The following is a 16,138-nucleotide window of genomic DNA, read 5'->3' on the forward strand; positions in this document are numbered from 1 at the left end:
CAGAATGGCGATTTCTGAAAGTCTTTATCACTTATATTCCGACATAAAATTTCTCAATCAACTGCCGGGTCTTGATCAGCAGATTTGAAAATATATTATCCCGCTCAAATAGCTTCACCTTATAGTTCGGCAGGTCTTTCAGCTCTTCCTTGCGAGGTAAGCGCTTGGTGAACTCATAGTGTTCCAGCACCTGCTGCATCGCCTCAGGTTTCAGATTTTCCTCTGTGCAGAGATGATGATAGGCCTGCTCTTTCTCTGCATCCCAGAATGCCGCAAAAGCGGTTTGCACACTTTGACCATTGATCATTTTGGGCAGGTTCTCTTCAATGAACTTCTGGATCAGTTCCTGCTTGTCATACAGGCTAACTTCATTACCCAGCATGTCATAAACTTGTGCTTCATATTTTTTACGTTTGTCATCATCCCCCGCTTCAATAGCCAGTTGCAACAGATTGATAATATAACCAACATTGATCCGGTCGCTGTGCAGCAGATCCAGCTGGAAATCGACATCATCCAATACCGATACTTTTTCTCTGCTGGTGGTCTTGCGTAGATCACGGCACAAGTCTGCATATTTAGAAGCAAAGTTAGCAAAGTGCTGTTTATCGAGGCTGGTTTGATCCTGATCGTATTCGATAAAAGTCTGCAGCTGTGCGTTATAGCGCATTACTTCACGGAAAGCCTTGATAAATGCCAGTTGATCCTCTTCGGTCAATAGTGCATCGACGGCCTGATATTCAGGACTAATCGCCAAGAGCTTTTCGACTGCATTTTCATAGTATTTCTTGATCTCTTCAAAACTTGGAACCAATACGATCTGTCTGGTTTCCTTGTTCGAGAACAGCGCCAGTGCTTCATCGGTGGCCCGTTTCAAATTACGGAAGCAGATGATGTTGCCGAAAGGTTTCTTGTCGTTATATACACGATTGGTCCGTGAAAAGGCTTGAATCAGACCATGATATTTCAGGTTTTTATCGACATACAGCGTATTCAGTGGCTTGGAGTCAAATCCGGTCAGGAACATATTGACCACCATTAAAATATCTATCTGCTTTTTCTTGACCCGATCGGCAATGTCGCGGTAATAGGCATAGAACTGATCGCCAGAATTGTAGTTGGTCTTAAACTGCTGGTTGTAGTTGGCAATATAACGATCCAGCTTATCCCGACTGGACGGATTGATCTGGCTGGGGATGTCTGCCGCTTCTTCATGAATCAGCCCGTTTTGCTCATCTAGCGGTACAGCTTCATTGGCGGCATAGGAGAAAATGGTGGCAATGCTCAGCAGTTTGAATAGTCTGCCCTGCTCTTCATCCTGCTGCTGTTTTTCAGCCTGGACTTTTTCAAACAGTTCGTAGTACTGGGTTAAAGTATTCACGGAGCTGACACAGAACATGGCGGTGAATTCACGATTGTGGGTTTTGGTGTCATGAGTATCGACAATATACCGCGCAATCATTTCCAGCCGTTGCGGGTTGTCGAATAGCTCCTGAGTATCAATGCCTTCAACGTCATCTTCATACTCAAAGTTGTGCTGCATACCTTTGCTGGTGTATTTGCCCCGGTAATCAATCTGGAACTGCAACACGTTACGGTCACGGATGGCATCGACAATCACGTACTGATGCAGGCATTCATTAAACAGGTAATCCGTGGTAAGTTTTAAACCGGCCTTGGACTGGCTGTTTTCCTCAAAGATCGGTGTTCCGGTAAAGCCAAACATCTGGGCATTGCGAAAGAACTTCTTGATGTTCTGATGGGTGTCACCAAACTGGCTACGATGACATTCATCAAAAATAAACACCACTTTCTGGTCTTTCAGGTAGTCGATATATTCCAGATAGCGGTCATTGCTGATGGCACGATTCAGTTTTTGAATGGTGGTGACAATCAGCTTGTCATGGCGCTGATCCAGCTGCTTGACCAAAGTATGCGTGCTATCGGTACTGTCGACACTCTCGGCTTTAAAGGCATTAAATTCCCGAGAGGTTTGCGTGTCCAGATCATTGCGGTCCACCACAAACAGGACTTTTTCCACGTCCGGCATCTGCATAATGATCTGGCTGGCTTTAAATGAGGTCAGGGTTTTGCCTGAACCGGTGGTGTGCCAGATATAGCCATTGCGATCAGAGCTTTGCACGTGCTGAACAATTTTCTGTACCGCATAAATCTGATACGGACGCAGCACCATCAGGCTTTTGGTGGTTTCCAGCAGCACCATGTACTGGGTCAGCATTTGGGTCATATGCTGCTGATTCAGAAAAGCATCGGCAAAGTCGACAATTTCATTGATATGCTTGTTGCTGACATCGGCCCAGGGAAAGGCAAATTCAATGCCGCTGGTGCCATTAGAGTAATATCGAGTATTGGCGCCATTACTGATGACAAATAACTGGATAAAGCCAAACAAACCCTGTCCAGCCCAATAGGCTTCACGGGTATAGCGCTGGGTCTGGTTAAAGGCTTCGGCAATCTCCATACCGCGCTTTTTCAGCTCGATTTGTACCAGTGGCAGACCATTCACCAATAAGGTCACATCAAAACGGCTGGTCCGGCCATTATAGTCACGGTGATCAACCGTGATCTGATTGGTGACCTGATAGATGTTCTTGCTCGGATCATCGGACAGGAAAAAGATGTGCTTGCTGCTGCCATCATCAAATTTGACCGGGAATAAATCCCGCAGGTTCTTGGCCCGTTCAAAGACCGTTCCGGTATTGAGAAAGCTGATGACCTGCTTCCACTCGGTTTCTGACAGGGGTGCAAGTCCATTAGCACGTTCAATCTGGGTTTTCAGGTTTGACAGTAGCTGGCTTTCGTCCTTGAGCGTGACTGAGGCATAACCCAATTGCTGTAGCTGGCCAATCAGTTCGTTTTCAAGTTGGTATTCGCTTTGTACTGTCATTATCTCTCTCACAAAACTTTTACTTAAATACTTTTTAAAAAATAGATTTTATTGTAAGTTTCATTATACATTTCAACACAAACATATGACTCTATTGATGAAAATTAAACTTAATAATTCCATTATTAATCTTCCCTAAAAATAATAGAACCTAAAAGTAAGCTTTTCAAAATAAGAAAAATTTCTCTAATAAGTAAGGATCCGGTAAGGTACCTCATTATCACTGATCCAATCAGCCTTATTTAAGTCCCCAGCTTTTCACAGACAACATAAATTCATAGTTTAAAGCCAAGAGTATGCTCTGCATATTGAAGCTATTACGCTCTTCAGGCAGCTGTAACAGCAGTGGTAAACGTGTCACCCCATTTTCACCATTGGCAAAGGCATAATGGCGCATTTTAGAGTCCACTGGAATTAAATTTTTTGCTTCTAAATACACACTTACCTGAGTGGTCTGTTTTTGAAGGGCAATAATTCTGAGATAGCAACGATCTTGAACATCAATAATATTCTGTTTTAATTCATTGATCTTAAATTCATGGTTTTCAGGCTTTTTAAAGAGCCGTTTAATGAAACTGTCATTTTGTTTATTTTGCGTTTCGCGTTCTAACTGGCGTATGTGTTGCTGGATCTGACGAGTTTGCTCAATCGCATCATTGAGCAATTCTCTCATTTCCTGAGTGGGTGCTGAAACCGCTCGCACATTTTGCTGATAGTGAAACTCATCATGAAAGAGCACAAAAATTTGTGCTCGACGCTGTTCCAATAATTTTAAATAGGCAATTAAACGATATTTAAACAGGCGTGCATAGGGATTAAACCGCAGCATCGGCTCCTGCGATAAAATTTCAAGTTGATGTAGAAATTCATTGATTAATCTTAAAATATTTAAATAACAAAATTCTAATTCATCAGTATGTTGAACGCTGTTTTTTAATCCTTTTAGGAAAGGTTCGAGAATATTTAAGGATAAATCTTTCTCTAAAATTTCTAGATGTTCTTTGACCAAATGCTCAACGGAAAAACTTTGAATATTTAAGATTTCTTTCAAACTGGGGATGAGTCGTTGATGATTATAATCGTGTAGCGATTCAACTAGCTCTACAATATGTGGATTCATTTTGCTCTGAATGCCAATAATTCGGGTCATGAGCTGTTTGATATTTTCAAAATAATTTGCTTGATTAAGCTGTTGCGGATCCAGAACCAAACCACTGATATAGAACCGGTCTTCTTTACCAAAGCTTTCTTCGGTTAAAAAGCGGCGAATTGAATAAGCGGAAATTGAACTGTCATAAGAGCTGCTCAGGACAAAATAATATTGAAAGGTTTTGATGATTTCAAAATCACGCACCTGTTGTTCACGAATAAAATAATCCTGAAAAATGGTCAGTTCCTGATCGGCATATTCACTCGGTAAAATATGGGAAAACCAGCTTCCCAAAATTTCGCTTTTCATGAAGACTTCAAAGATAAATGTACGGACTTGTTCAATATCTAAATGACGGTGATTTTCAGAAACAGAAAAATTTAATTCTCGAATAATTAAGGCTGCATCATACAGAAATGCTTTTTTGATCAGTTGTTGTGCTTGAATGTCTTTTGGATTGTCCAAATCGATTTGATTGATCTCACGAACAATAGTTTCTAAGTAATCGGCAATCTGGAAGTCAGTTTGATAGCTTTGTAGATAGCTCAAGGTTGTATTAATTCTGTGCGCAAGTTGTAGTAACTCGGAATTTTGCGTGTTGAGCTGAAGTTCTTTGAGGCTGATATGGTCTTTAAACTCAAAAGTTTGGTTCAGGTAATTCCACGATATATTTTTTGATTTTAGATACTGGTCTTCTATTTTTTGATGTAGTGCTTGCGGTGTCGTAGATAGAATAGAATCCAGTTGTTGCTGCCAATGTTTATCAAGAATAGGGTCGATTTGTTTTAACTGTACCCTAAGATGATAAGGAATATATGTCTGCATGGAGATCTAAAACCATTGTAGTGAATTCAAACTTTTAATGAGAAAAAGCGATGTGATTTATATCACAAAAACAACCACAAGTTAGCTCTATTGCATGAAAATTCTCTGTATAAATTGTATATTTTGTTAGCCAGAGTGGACTGAAACCATGTTGCGGTGAAAAAATGCTTTGGACTATAAATTTGATTGAATGTCTAAGATGAATGGATAAGGCTACAACTCCTACAAAACTGTATGAGGGGTGCATTCGATTAATGCTTCAGTTTTACCAGAAAGTTTCATTGAGCAAGTGTTGCATCTTAGATCAAAGGTTTTCATAAGTGTTACATAAGGTGGAGCTACCATTTTAAGTTCCAAAACTTCGCTGTTAAGACTTTGAGCTGTCTGAGTCACTCTTCACATTCTGTTAGATCAACCCATGTACAAAAATAGCTTCTGTTCTGTCATCTCACCCTATAAAATCTTAAATTATTCACTTCAATGTCTGTTTAATTAAACTCAAGATATATTCTAAATTTTCTGTATCTGACACGATTACTTCACAATCGCCATTGCCCCAATGTCCAATATTGGTCACATCCTTGGCGAGCTGTTTCGGATCATCCAGTTGACTAAATTGCATATTTAACCAAATACGAATTTGTTTTGTCCCAATACTCATGTAGATATAGTTACGCTTACCCTTACGGAAAGCGATATACATTTTTTTGGGATGCACATCTAAATCTGTGGTCAGTGCTAGAATTGAATCCCGGAATTGCTCATATAACTCCTTTATGTCATCAGACTTATCCGCCAAGTGATAGGCTTCATCATATTGCTGGATTTCTTTGGCAATCTTTTGAATATCGTCAGACTCAACCTTTTGCACTTGCTTGATTGAAGGAGCTGATTTGGCTTTCTGTAATGGATTGACTGAAACAATTCCACCTTGATAGCGTTTGATTTCCCACAGCTCAATGCCTAAATCTTTAAAGTTGGTGGACTGCTTTTGAAAGTCGGTAAAGCTGGGCGAAACAAAGATAATCCGACTTTGTGACCAGTCGACATCCTGACGTTTAAGCTGTTTACTCTGGCTCTCGTTGTACTCAACGATAAAATCAGCTTTATAGTCCAGCATAAGGTTCAGATAAGAAACCCCTTGGTCGATCACGCTATAGTTACGCTCTCGCTTGTATTCGATAATCACAAAAGCCTGACTTTCGGGATCGAAAGCCAGTGTATCAATACGGTTGTTTTTAATGGTGAATTCAGACTTGATAAATTCCAGACCTGTAAAACTGTAAATATTGGTTTCAAACAGGCTTTGAATTTCTCTTTCCAAACGAAAAGGATCTTCTGTGAGTTCTACTAATGACTGTGCTTGGGTTTGATAAAGCTGCATTCGGTTCCCCCCTACACAAACATCTGCTGCAACAAGCCTTTTTTCCATTGCTTGGCTTGTTCAATTTGCTGTGTGACCACTTCAATTTTTTGGTCGATGGCAGATAAGAAATTGGCTATTTTGGTTTGTTCTTCTAGGCAAGGTACTTTTAATTCAATGTTTCCAATCGAAGTTGTATTTAGACTTGGGACACCTGTAGCTTCATTTAGATTTAACCAATTCACTAAAAGTAATTGTTGAAAAGCAAATTTAGGCAGAATTTTTTCACCTATTTCTGTATAGAACAATGTGTCTACTGTCCAGAACTTGCCAGATATAAATTGAGGCTTGTCAATCGTACCTTTACGCCCAATTAAAATACTTTCACCATCATACAAATATGAATCAACATATCTCATAATGCCACCAGTGCCTAAAACAGGAATATCACCATCTTCTAATTTTTTATGATCCTTTCCATATTTGATAGTAATAACATCTTTGAATTTTAGGTTCTCCCACTCCCCAAACTCACTACCATCATCCGCTTTAAAACGAATCTTCTGGCTAAACAGCTTTTGCATCATGCCTTGTTTATATTGGCTAAGCAGCTGATGTTTTTGCGTAAGTTGGCTAATCTTTTCATCCACTGTAGAAAGAAAAGTGGCGATTTTGGTTTGTTCTTCTTTTTGAGGGTAATGAATGCAAATTTCTTTAATAATGCCGGCACTTAAATTTTTTTGACCACCCTCATTACTCAAATCACGAATTTCGTCATAACGATTCATTAGATTTTGAAAGATAAATTTCGTGTCAAAATCATTTTTTAATTTGATAGCTGCACAGGCTTGATTGGTCGTTGCATTTATTCCCAGAATTGCAACCTTTCCACGTGTAATGCCTTGACCATACATGGCCATCAGAATTGTATCTTTAGGAAAAAGCTTAGCGGAGGAATTATCTAAACCTGATTGAGTAATAAATTCCTCAGCTTCGGTAATAATATTAAAATCTACAAGGCTTGTGGTAACCCATGGAATGTCACCATTCCAATATTCACCAATATTTCTACTAGGTGTTCCACCTGATGTCACATTAGAAATATCTTCTATTTTATTTGTAGACCAATCCCCATCAAACTCTTTAAATCTTAACTTTGGTGCAGTCATTACTTCACCTCCGCAAAAGGCGAAGCAATCCCAAGCTCTTTGCAGAAATTCGCAATCACGGCATCGGTCTTTTGGCTTTCTACTTCTAAAGCCTGTAGCTGCTGGACAATCGCATCCAGATCAATTTCGGCTTCCGCTTCAAAGGTATCCACATAACGTGGAATATTCAGGTTGTAATCGTTATCTTTCACTTCTTGTAAAGTTGCTACATGCGCGTATTTTTCAATGTCTTGGCGCTTTTCAAAAGCCGCAATAATATGGTCCAAATGCTCAGGCAATAACTTGTTTTGATTCTTCTGCTTTTCAAAACCGTTACTGGCATCAATAAACAGAATATTGCCAGTATGCTCACGGTTTTTCTTCAACACCAAAATACAGGTCGGAATCGAGGTGCCATAGAAAATATTGGCAGGCAGACCAATCACCGCATCAATCACGTTCAACTGTTCAATCAGGTAATGACGAATCACGCCCTCACTTGAACCACGGAATAACACACCATGCGGTAACACCACCGCCATAGTGCCGTTGTCATCCAGTTGATAAAGCATATGCTGGACAAAAGCCATATCAGCTTTAGAACTGGGCGCCAGTTTGCCATAAGCGGCAAAGCGTTCATCCTGCAAAAATAATGGATCGGCTGACCAGTTGGCAGAGAATGGCGGATTGGCTACTACCGCATCAAACTTTTTCTCTAAATGCTGCGGACGGGTTAAGGTATTTTCCTGCTTAATATCGAACTTGGCAAAATGCACATCATGCAGAATCATGTTCATCCGCGCCAGGTTGTAGGTAGTACGGTTCATCTCCTGACCGTAAATCATGTCGACATCTTTGACTTCACGTTTTACCCGCAGCAGCAATGAACCTGAACCACAAGTCGGGTCATACACGGAACGTAAACGCTCTTTGCCTTGAGTAACAATCTTGGCCAGTAAAGTCGATACGGTTTGCGGGGTATAGAACTCGCCGGCTTTCTTGCCGGCACCCGAAGCAAACTCACCAATCAGGTATTCGTAGGCATCACCCAGCACATCGGCTTCGGTATTGCTGATGTCAAAATCAATATCGTCAAGATGGCTTAATACCTTGGCGACCAGCTCATTGCGGTCACTGGCATTATTCCCAAGCTTGGTGGAGTTCAAATCCAGATCTTCAAACAGGTTGGCAAAGTCATCGGCAGAATCGGTGCCCAAGGTACTTTGTTCAATCGATTTTAAGGTCGCAGTTAAATCATCCAGAATGAATTCGCCCTGACGACCACGCTGCGCCAGCGTATGAAACAATTGCTTTGGCGTGAGCGCATAACCGACTTCGGCAATGGCATTCTTTTTGATTTCTTCGATATAAGGGACATGCTCAGGATTCTGTTCATCCAGTTCAAGAAAACTGACTTCTTCCCCATCTAGCAATTCATTGGCGAAATTAACCGACTTTTCAGACAAATATTTAAAGAAAATAAACCCCAGAATATAATCCCGAAATTCATCTGCCCCCATGGTTCCGCGTAAAGTATTGGCAATATTCCAAAGTTGTTTTTGTAGCTGTTGCAGTTGTACCTGGGTCATTCGAAGTCCATACACTTGTTTTTTAATACTGGGGGAGTTCAGCTTGCTTATTCATAGCCTCTTCCCCCATGTGACATAATTTGTCGTTTCAATTTCGCTGATTAAACAGAGAAGCTCAATTGAGTTGCATCTGTCGCTATAAAATATGTAGCAAGTTGCTACAACATTCTAAATAATTCTTTTTCAAAAAATATCATTTAAAAAATCACTATAAACATGTAGCAAGTTACTACACTTTTAAATAATCTCTTTTCCGAAAATCTCATTCAAACGCTCGCGATTTCCTTGAACAAAGGTAGGATCGTTTTTGAGCTTATATTTCATTTCTTTTTTGAAATCATTCATCGATACGCCGGCCACAGCAAAATCCATTTGAAACATAATATCGTTTACAATCAAGTTGGCTTGAGAGTCGGTTAAACAGCCTTCAGCCTTAAACCACTTGCTGAACTGTTTATAATTCGGATCATTAGCGTGAATATACCAAGAGCGAACCGTCATATCGAATTTTGCACCCAGCTCTTTCACGATGGCGTTATCGTCAAAATCCACATCCAGATAGATTTGGGTATTTTCATTGCTTTGAGGAATGACAGTCTCAATATGTCCACTGGTGATTTTAAACCGGACACCGACAATAGGCCGTCCTTTCTTAATGGTGTCATATTCCAGCTTCAGACTGGTTCTTTCATTAATTTCTTCAACAATTTTATCTAACACATAACGTCTGAAATCAACCCAACGATCATATTTCTTCTCGCCAATATCGGTTAATGCTTTGATATTTTCCAGTGACAGTTCAACTTCGTATGTATCCTGATTGGCATACTTGAACTCGTTTTTAATAAAGTAGGAATACAGACTCATACTGGTCACGGAGTCTAGAGCAAATAAATCCTTTAATTGGTAAGTGGTAAAATTCCCGCTGGCCAGACGGGTAAAATAAGGCAGCACTTCACTGGTAAAGCGAATCTGCAACGCATTTTTGGCGTCATCTTCCCAACGCAGCTCTCGAATAATAGGCACTACAGAATGGACTTTTTTTACTTTTCGTTTGCTGTCATCTAAGGGCTCTTCAATGACAAAATGGGCAACCCGAGAGGACAGCTCTTTATAGATCCGATCAATCGCGACATTAATGGAATTCTTTTTATCTAAACCCAGCAATTCGCCTAAATCATCTTTATGCAAATAAATATAGGTTTGCTCGGTAATTTCTCGATCTTGATTATTTTTCTCACCGTAATTCGCCACAGCCATCGCATAAAGTAACGCTTTGTACTCATTGGAGGACAGCTCAATCGGTCGAATCAGGCGGTTGCTGGTACTGACCACGCCATTATGGCGAATATTCCCAATACAATAAGGTAGATATTCTATTTCTTCTTTTTCGTTCAGCTTGTTCATAAGTGGAAAATAAAAGTACTTTTCTACATGTTATACACAAAAGTGGAATCCTATGCAAATTATCCACCCTTTTAACTGGACGCTATCCAGAAATGAACAACAAGCAATCAAAGCAAAGGCTAAGAGTGGAAGCCCTGTCACTTTGTTTTGTCATTTAAAACACTTTTTAAACTTAAAGTGGAAAACAAAACAAATATTGCACTTTTTAGTGACAAAGCTTCCACTTTTAATATTTCCCAATCATTTTGAAAGTGCTTGGAAAGTAAAAAAATGCGCTAAACACCCCAATAAAGTGGAAAAAAGAATTAAAAATGCACCTTAATAGTGACAAACCTTCCACTTTTAGCCCGTTCAGAAATAAAAACAGACGATATCCTTGATGGAATTACGAACAAACAGGTTATCCACAGGATAAAAATATTAAAATGACAAGTCTTCCACCTTTAAAGCTAAATAAAGCAACTTATCAACAGATTAACAGTTTGTTTTTAAAAAATATTATAGTTTAAATTCAAAGTTTATTTTAACTCAGTGACAAGTCTTCCACCCTAGTGACAAGTCTTCCACCTTTCAGTGACAGGTCTTCCACCTTTCAGTGACAGATCTTCCACCTTTCAGTGACAAATCTTCCACCTTTCAGTGACAAGTCTTCCACTTTTCAGTGACAAACCTTCCACTTTTAAAATCATAAACTATTGATTTTAAATAATAAAAACGTGCTCTAATTATAATTAACTAATTATATAAATTAATACTAATTATAATTAGCTAGCTATATTCAATAAAAAAAAGAATCTGTTTGTTTTTTATCCAAGTTCAGATTATAACTTCAACGTACCGTAAAGAAGCTGTAGCAAGTTGCTACAAAGTTCTTTATATTACAATAACTCAAGCGAGGTCTATTATGACAAGTAAGTCGACTAAAATCATTGCTGTGGCAAATCATAAAGGTGGTTGCGGAAAGACGACCACTGTAGTTCATCTGGCATCAGAACTGGCAGACTTGGGCAACAAGGTATTGGTGATTGATTTAGATCCCCAGGCAAACGCAAGTCTACATATCGGATCCAGACATCCAAGTGAAGTTGAAACCACTTCTGCTGAATTACTGGTGGGTGATTTAAGTCTGTTATCTGAAGCTTTAGAAGAAGAAACCAATTTCAAAAATGTTTCTTTAATTTATGGTTCACTCACTTTAGGCAAAACTGAAGATCAACTTAAAGATGATGCGCCTAGACCTTCTGAAGAACTGGCGAATAAATTGGAACTGTTAAAAGGATTATATGATTTCATCCTGATTGACTGTCCTCCAAGCTTAAAACTTCTCACCAGTAATGCATTGGCTGCATCCACACATGTCATGGTGCCGATTGAATCAGGTTCACAATATGGCTTATATGGTGTAACTGACTTAATTAATCATTTAAGCAAAATAAGACGTGTCAATCCTGAATTAAAACTTTTAGGCGCTTTATTGATTAAACATGATGAACGTCAGAACGTGTGTAAACTGATTAGAGATGAAGCTTTAAGCCAAGTCGGCGAATTGTTAAAAACCACAATCCCGATGAGTACAAAAGTCAATCAAGCCGCTATTTTGCAACAACCATTATTGGGTGTAGATAAAAACGCTAAAGTTCGTAAAGCGTTTCAAGATTTAGCGAAAGAAATCATCAATCGTGTTGAATAAAAGCATGCTGAGAATATTATGGTAAGTACTAAAGAACTGTTGGCACAACGTTTACAGCAAAACACTCAAAAACATCAACAAGCTCAGAAAGAGCATGTTAATGATGTGAAAGAACTGCGTCGGAATGTACAAATCACAGATATTCAGCCTAGTCCGAATCAACCACGAAAAATCTTTAATCAACAAGATATTGAAGACTTGGCAACCTCGATTGAAGAAATTGGCTTACTACAACCGATTGCAGTACGACGAGTACAGGATAAATATGAGCTGATTGCTGGTGAACGACGTCTGAAAGCGCATCAGTTTCTCAATAAAAATACCATTGAAGTGATTGTTATAGATGCATCAGATGAAGATGTAGCACTGTTAACCTTAGCGGAAAACTTAAAAAGGGAAGACTTAACCGATTATGAAATCTATGTCGGTTTGAGTTCTTTGAATGAGAAATTAAAAAAGAACAAGCAAAAACTGGCAAAGTCCTTAGGCATGAACCGTGAGGATATGTATAAATATTTATCTTTCGAAAAATTACCTCAAGAACTGATTGATAATTTAGAACAACAACCGACATTGCTGGCCCGTACTGCAGCCACGGCAGTAAAAAAGTTTCTCTCCGATCATGAAGCGAATTACAACAATGCTAAAAAAGCATTGTTAGAAGCCTGGGCAAAATTACTGAAAAAAGAAGTTGAACAAACCAAACTGGCATTATTGGCAGAAAAAATCCTAAAGTCGAAAGAGACCAAACAGCCGATTAAAACTTCAATCGTGCATAAAATTGAATATGATGGAAAAGTCGCAGGCAATATCAAGTTTGATCACAACACCTTAAAAGTGTCATTAAAAATGAGCGAATTTGATAATCAAAACTTACAAGAGCTGGAAAGTCTGCTGAAAAAAATGCTGATCAAATAAAATAAAGGAAGTGTAGCAAATTGCTACACTTCCTTTTTTAAGATCAAGAGTGTGTTAAAGATTCATCATTTAAGTGGTATTGGTTCAGATTTGATCGCAATTTAAATAGCCTAAGAAATAATCATATTTAACCTGCAAGAACAATACCTTTTGTTTAAAAATAATAAGAACTATGGTTTTTTATTTTACAGTGAGAATGTGGTGTTTTTGTAACTATTCATGATCTTGCAAACTCAATATTTGATAGTTTTGGCTAATAAGATATTACTTCATATTTTTTAATAATAATTATAGCGACATGGTACTCCATTTATTTTTTCATGAATGAGAAAAGTGCAATGACAACAAAAATCCTCAAAAAATTCTTTGCACATATTTGGTGGCTACATGGTTTTGCCCGACATTTCCGTCGTATAGCTTTGTTTGAGGGGGGATTGGGTAGTACGGTTAATCGTGAAATACCGATCGAGTTATCGAAAGAACTTGTTGTTGCTTCAGAGAATACAGTGGATGCTTTACTGGCAGACTTAAATTCAAATCAAAACGGTCTGTCGAAATCCCAAGCCGAAAAAATCCGTGAACGCATTGGCTTGAATGAAATTGCCCAGGAAAAACCGTTAACCTGGTGGCATCATTTATGGCTTTGTTATAAAACCCCCTTCAACATTCTGTTGACTGTGCTTGCGATGATTTCTTATTTCACGGAAGACATGAAAGCCACCATTGTCATTTCTTTCATGATTGTTTTATCAACGTTCATCCGCTTTTTGCAGGAACGAAAATCCAATCTTGCTGCAGACCAGCTCAAAGCCATGGTGACCAATACCGTGACCGTTCTGCGTCGTGATTCTGCCGAAGATGTCATAGAAGAAGCATTAACCTATTTTCAGGTTTATCTGCATCCGAAAGAATCTCAAAAAGTTGAAGTTCCTATCAAGTTCATTGTACCTGGGGATATTATTATTCTTTCTGCAGGTGACATGATACCTGCAGATTGCAGGATATTGACCGCCACAGATTTATTCGTAAGCCAATCGGCCATGACTGGTGAATCATTACCTGTTGAAAAGTTTGCCCAGCATAACCCTACAGAGGCCAGCAACCCGCTTGAACTGGACAATCTGTTATTCATGGGAAGCAATGTGGTCTCCGGTTCGGCAACAGCAGTGGTAGTCAAAACAGGCCAGCACACCTATTTTGGTGCAATTGCACAGCGAGTCACCACGACAGCTCCTGTAACGACACAGTTCCAGGTAGGTGTGAACAAGGTGGCCTGGTTATTAATCCGTTTTATCCTGCTCATGACGCCACTGGTTTTACTGATTAATGGTTTTACTAAGCATGACTGGGTGCAAGCCAGTTTGTTTGCCATGTCCATTGCGGTTGGTCTGACGCCAGAACTGTTACCGATGATTGTGACTTCAACACTGGCTAAAGGGGCGGTCATGCTTTCCCGACGTAAGGTTGTTGTTAAACACCTGGATGCCATTCAGAATTTTGGTGCCATGGATATATTGTGTGCTGATAAAACAGGAACCTTGACCCAGGATAAAATTGTTCTGGCCCGACATGTAAATGTTTGGGGGGAAGAATCCAACTCGGTTCTGTCTTATGCCTATCTGAATAGCTACTACCAAACCGGACTCAAAAACCTGCTCGATGTTGCCGTGCTGCAGCATGGAGACGTGCATCGGGAACTTAATCCGGTCGCTAATTACAGCAAAGTTGATGAGATTCCATTTGATTTTCAACGTCGACGTATGTCGGTAATTGTTGAGAATCCCGATGATCAGCACATCCTGATTAGCAAGGGTGCTGTAGAAGAAATTCTCACGGCTTGTAGCAAAGTTCGTCGTGGTGAATCTGAGGTATTGCTCAACCAGGAGTTACTGGAAAATATTCGAGCAGTGACTGCCGCACTAAATAAAGAAGGCCTGCGTGTGGTTGCTGTTGCCGCGAAAAAGTTGCCACCGCATAAAGACACTTATAGCGTCGCCGATGAATCTGAACTGACGTTGATCGGCTATGTTGCTTTCCTTGATCCGCCGAAGGAGAGTACCGCGCTTGCGTTAGAGGCTTTAGCCCAATATGGCGTGAATGTCAAAGTTTTAACTGGCGACAATGATCTGGTCACAGCGACAATATGCCGTCAAGTTGGTTTGTCTTTTGACAAGATCTTGATCGGAAATGACATTGAACGCATGAATGATGAAGAACTGGCTCAACAGGTTGAACAACATCATGTTTTTGCACGGTTGACGCCTGCACATAAGGAACGGATTGTCAGACTGCTCAAACAAAATAGCCATGTCGTTGGTTTTATGGGGGATGGCATTAATGATGCTGCAGCATTGCGTACAGCAGATATTGGTATTTCCGTGGATACTGCAGTCGATATTGCGAAAGAGGCGGCAGATATTATTCTGCTGGAAAAAAGCCTGATGGTATTGAAAGATGGTGTGATTGAAGGGCGTAAAACGTTTGCCAATATGCTCAAATACATCAAAATGACAGTCAGTTCCAATTTTGGTAATGTGTTGTCTGTACTGGTTGCAAGTGCTTTTCTTCCTTTTCTGCCCATGCTCCCGATGCACTTACTGCTGCAGAACCTGCTGTATGATTTTTCGCAAACATCCATTCCATTTGACAATATTGATGAAGAAGCAGTCAAACAACCTCAGCGCTGGAATCCGGAGGATATCGGTCGTTTTATGCTGTTTTTTGGGCCGATCAGTTCGATATTCGATATCTTCACCTTTGGTGTCATGTAGTTTGATATGTGCTGAATTAGCAGGAGACTTTCACTTGGGATATGCTAGGCAGCTAACCGATAAAAGTTCTCTGCTATTTGATTTGGCGTTTTAAAATCCAAACTCTTTTGAATTCTTCGCTGATTATAAAATAACACAATGTATTTTGTAATATCTGCTTTAGCTTCATCTCTGGTTTTATAGTTGCAATGATGCACTAATTCATTCTTGAGTATGCCCCAGAAACTTTCAATCGGTGCATTATCGTAACAGTCCCCACGTTTGCTCATTGAACCTTGAAAATCACATTTTTCCAGTATCTTTCGATATTCATGGCTGCAATATTGGCTGCCTCTGTCCGAATGAATAATTAAGCCTTTCGTTGGTTTT

10 protein-coding genes and 1 pseudogene are annotated in these 16,138 nt (G+C 39.6%); 4 read left to right on the plus strand and 7 right to left on the minus strand.

The features are described 5' to 3' along the window. Window positions 1–31 precede the first annotated feature (31 nt). The 6 genes from E0409_RS13775 to E0409_RS13800 form a co-directional block, all read right to left on the minus strand. Window positions 32–2,908, minus strand: a complete 2,877-nt coding sequence (locus tag E0409_RS13775) for a type I restriction endonuclease subunit R (protein WP_131291732.1) — start codon at window positions 2,906–2,908, stop codon at window positions 32–34. 238 nt (window positions 2,909–3,146) lie between these two features. Further along, window positions 3,147–4,883, minus strand: coding sequence for a hypothetical protein (locus E0409_RS13780; RefSeq protein ID WP_131291734.1), 1,737 nt, complete (start codon window positions 4,881–4,883; stop codon window positions 3,147–3,149). A gap of 472 nt (window positions 4,884–5,355) precedes the next feature. After that, on the minus strand, window positions 5,356–6,267 hold the full coding sequence (locus E0409_RS13785; RefSeq protein ID WP_131291736.1) for a DUF5655 domain-containing protein: 912 nt from the start codon (window positions 6,265–6,267) through the stop codon (window positions 5,356–5,358). An 11-nt stretch (window positions 6,268–6,278) separates the two neighbouring features. Further along, window positions 6,279–7,415, minus strand: coding sequence for a restriction endonuclease subunit S (locus E0409_RS13790; protein WP_131291738.1), 1,137 nt, complete (start codon window positions 7,413–7,415; stop codon window positions 6,279–6,281). Further along, on the minus strand, window positions 7,415–8,983 hold the full coding sequence (locus E0409_RS13795) for a type I restriction-modification system subunit M (RefSeq protein ID WP_131291740.1): 1,569 nt from the start codon (window positions 8,981–8,983) through the stop codon (window positions 7,415–7,417). The genes E0409_RS13790 and E0409_RS13795 overlap by 1 nt, the downstream gene beginning before the upstream one ends. Before the next feature lie 237 nt (window positions 8,984–9,220). Beyond that, entirely contained in the window at window positions 9,221–10,390 is a 1,170-nt protein-coding gene (locus tag E0409_RS13800; protein WP_131291742.1) for a replication initiation protein, read from the minus strand. 52 nt (window positions 10,391–10,442) lie between these two features. Between E0409_RS13800 and E0409_RS13805 the strand changes: the two genes are divergently transcribed. From E0409_RS13805 to mgtA, 4 genes and pseudogenes are all read left to right on the plus strand, one after another. Continuing rightward, window positions 10,443–10,712: a hypothetical protein gene (locus E0409_RS13805; protein ID WP_131291744.1), complete on the plus strand. Its 270-nt coding sequence runs from the start codon at window positions 10,443–10,445 to the stop codon at window positions 10,710–10,712. Between the two features lie 582 nt (window positions 10,713–11,294). Continuing rightward, window positions 11,295–12,080 (plus strand): ParA family protein, encoded by a 786-nt coding sequence (locus tag E0409_RS13810; RefSeq protein ID WP_074947363.1) that lies wholly within the window; start codon window positions 11,295–11,297, stop codon window positions 12,078–12,080. An 18-nt stretch (window positions 12,081–12,098) separates the two neighbouring features. Further along, on the plus strand, window positions 12,099–12,998 hold the full coding sequence (locus E0409_RS13815; protein ID WP_131291746.1) for a ParB/RepB/Spo0J family partition protein: 900 nt from the start codon (window positions 12,099–12,101) through the stop codon (window positions 12,996–12,998). 338 nt (window positions 12,999–13,336) lie between these two features. Beyond that, window positions 13,337–15,766, plus strand: a pseudogene (mgtA, locus tag E0409_RS13820) (magnesium-translocating P-type ATPase); the annotation flags it as partial. Between the two features lie 47 nt (window positions 15,767–15,813). Here mgtA and E0409_RS13825 read toward each other — a convergent pair. Further along, the coding region (locus E0409_RS13825; RefSeq protein ID WP_165541344.1) for an IS3 family transposase at window positions 15,814–16,138 on the minus strand (325 nt) is incomplete at its 5' end.

This window comes from Acinetobacter sp. ANC 4862, from assembly GCF_004336635.1.
Lineage (GTDB): Bacteria > Pseudomonadota > Gammaproteobacteria > Pseudomonadales > Moraxellaceae > Acinetobacter.

Excerpts from the sequence above, each read along its gene's own strand:
- E0409_RS13810 (WP_074947363.1), top strand. The coding sequence starts at position 11,295 with ATGACAAGTAAGTCGACTAAAATCATTGCTGTGGCAAATCATAAAGGT.
- E0409_RS13795 (WP_131291740.1), bottom strand. The coding sequence starts at position 8,983 with ATGACCCAGGTACAACTGCAACAGCTACAAAAACAACTTTGGAATATT.
- E0409_RS13780 (WP_131291734.1), bottom strand. The coding sequence starts at position 4,883 with ATGCAGACATATATTCCTTATCATCTTAGGGTACAGTTAAAACAAATC.
- E0409_RS13785 (WP_131291736.1), bottom strand. The coding sequence starts at position 6,267 with ATGCAGCTTTATCAAACCCAAGCACAGTCATTAGTAGAACTCACAGAA.
- E0409_RS13815 (WP_131291746.1), top strand. The coding sequence starts at position 12,099 with ATGGTAAGTACTAAAGAACTGTTGGCACAACGTTTACAGCAAAACACT.
- E0409_RS13775 (WP_131291732.1), bottom strand. The coding sequence starts at position 2,908 with ATGACAGTACAAAGCGAATACCAACTTGAAAACGAACTGATTGGCCAG.
- E0409_RS13805 (WP_131291744.1), top strand. The coding sequence starts at position 10,443 with ATGCAAATTATCCACCCTTTTAACTGGACGCTATCCAGAAATGAACAA.
- E0409_RS13800 (WP_131291742.1), bottom strand. The coding sequence starts at position 10,390 with ATGAACAAGCTGAACGAAAAAGAAGAAATAGAATATCTACCTTATTGT.
- E0409_RS13790 (WP_131291738.1), bottom strand. The coding sequence starts at position 7,415 with ATGACTGCACCAAAGTTAAGATTTAAAGAGTTTGATGGGGATTGGTCT.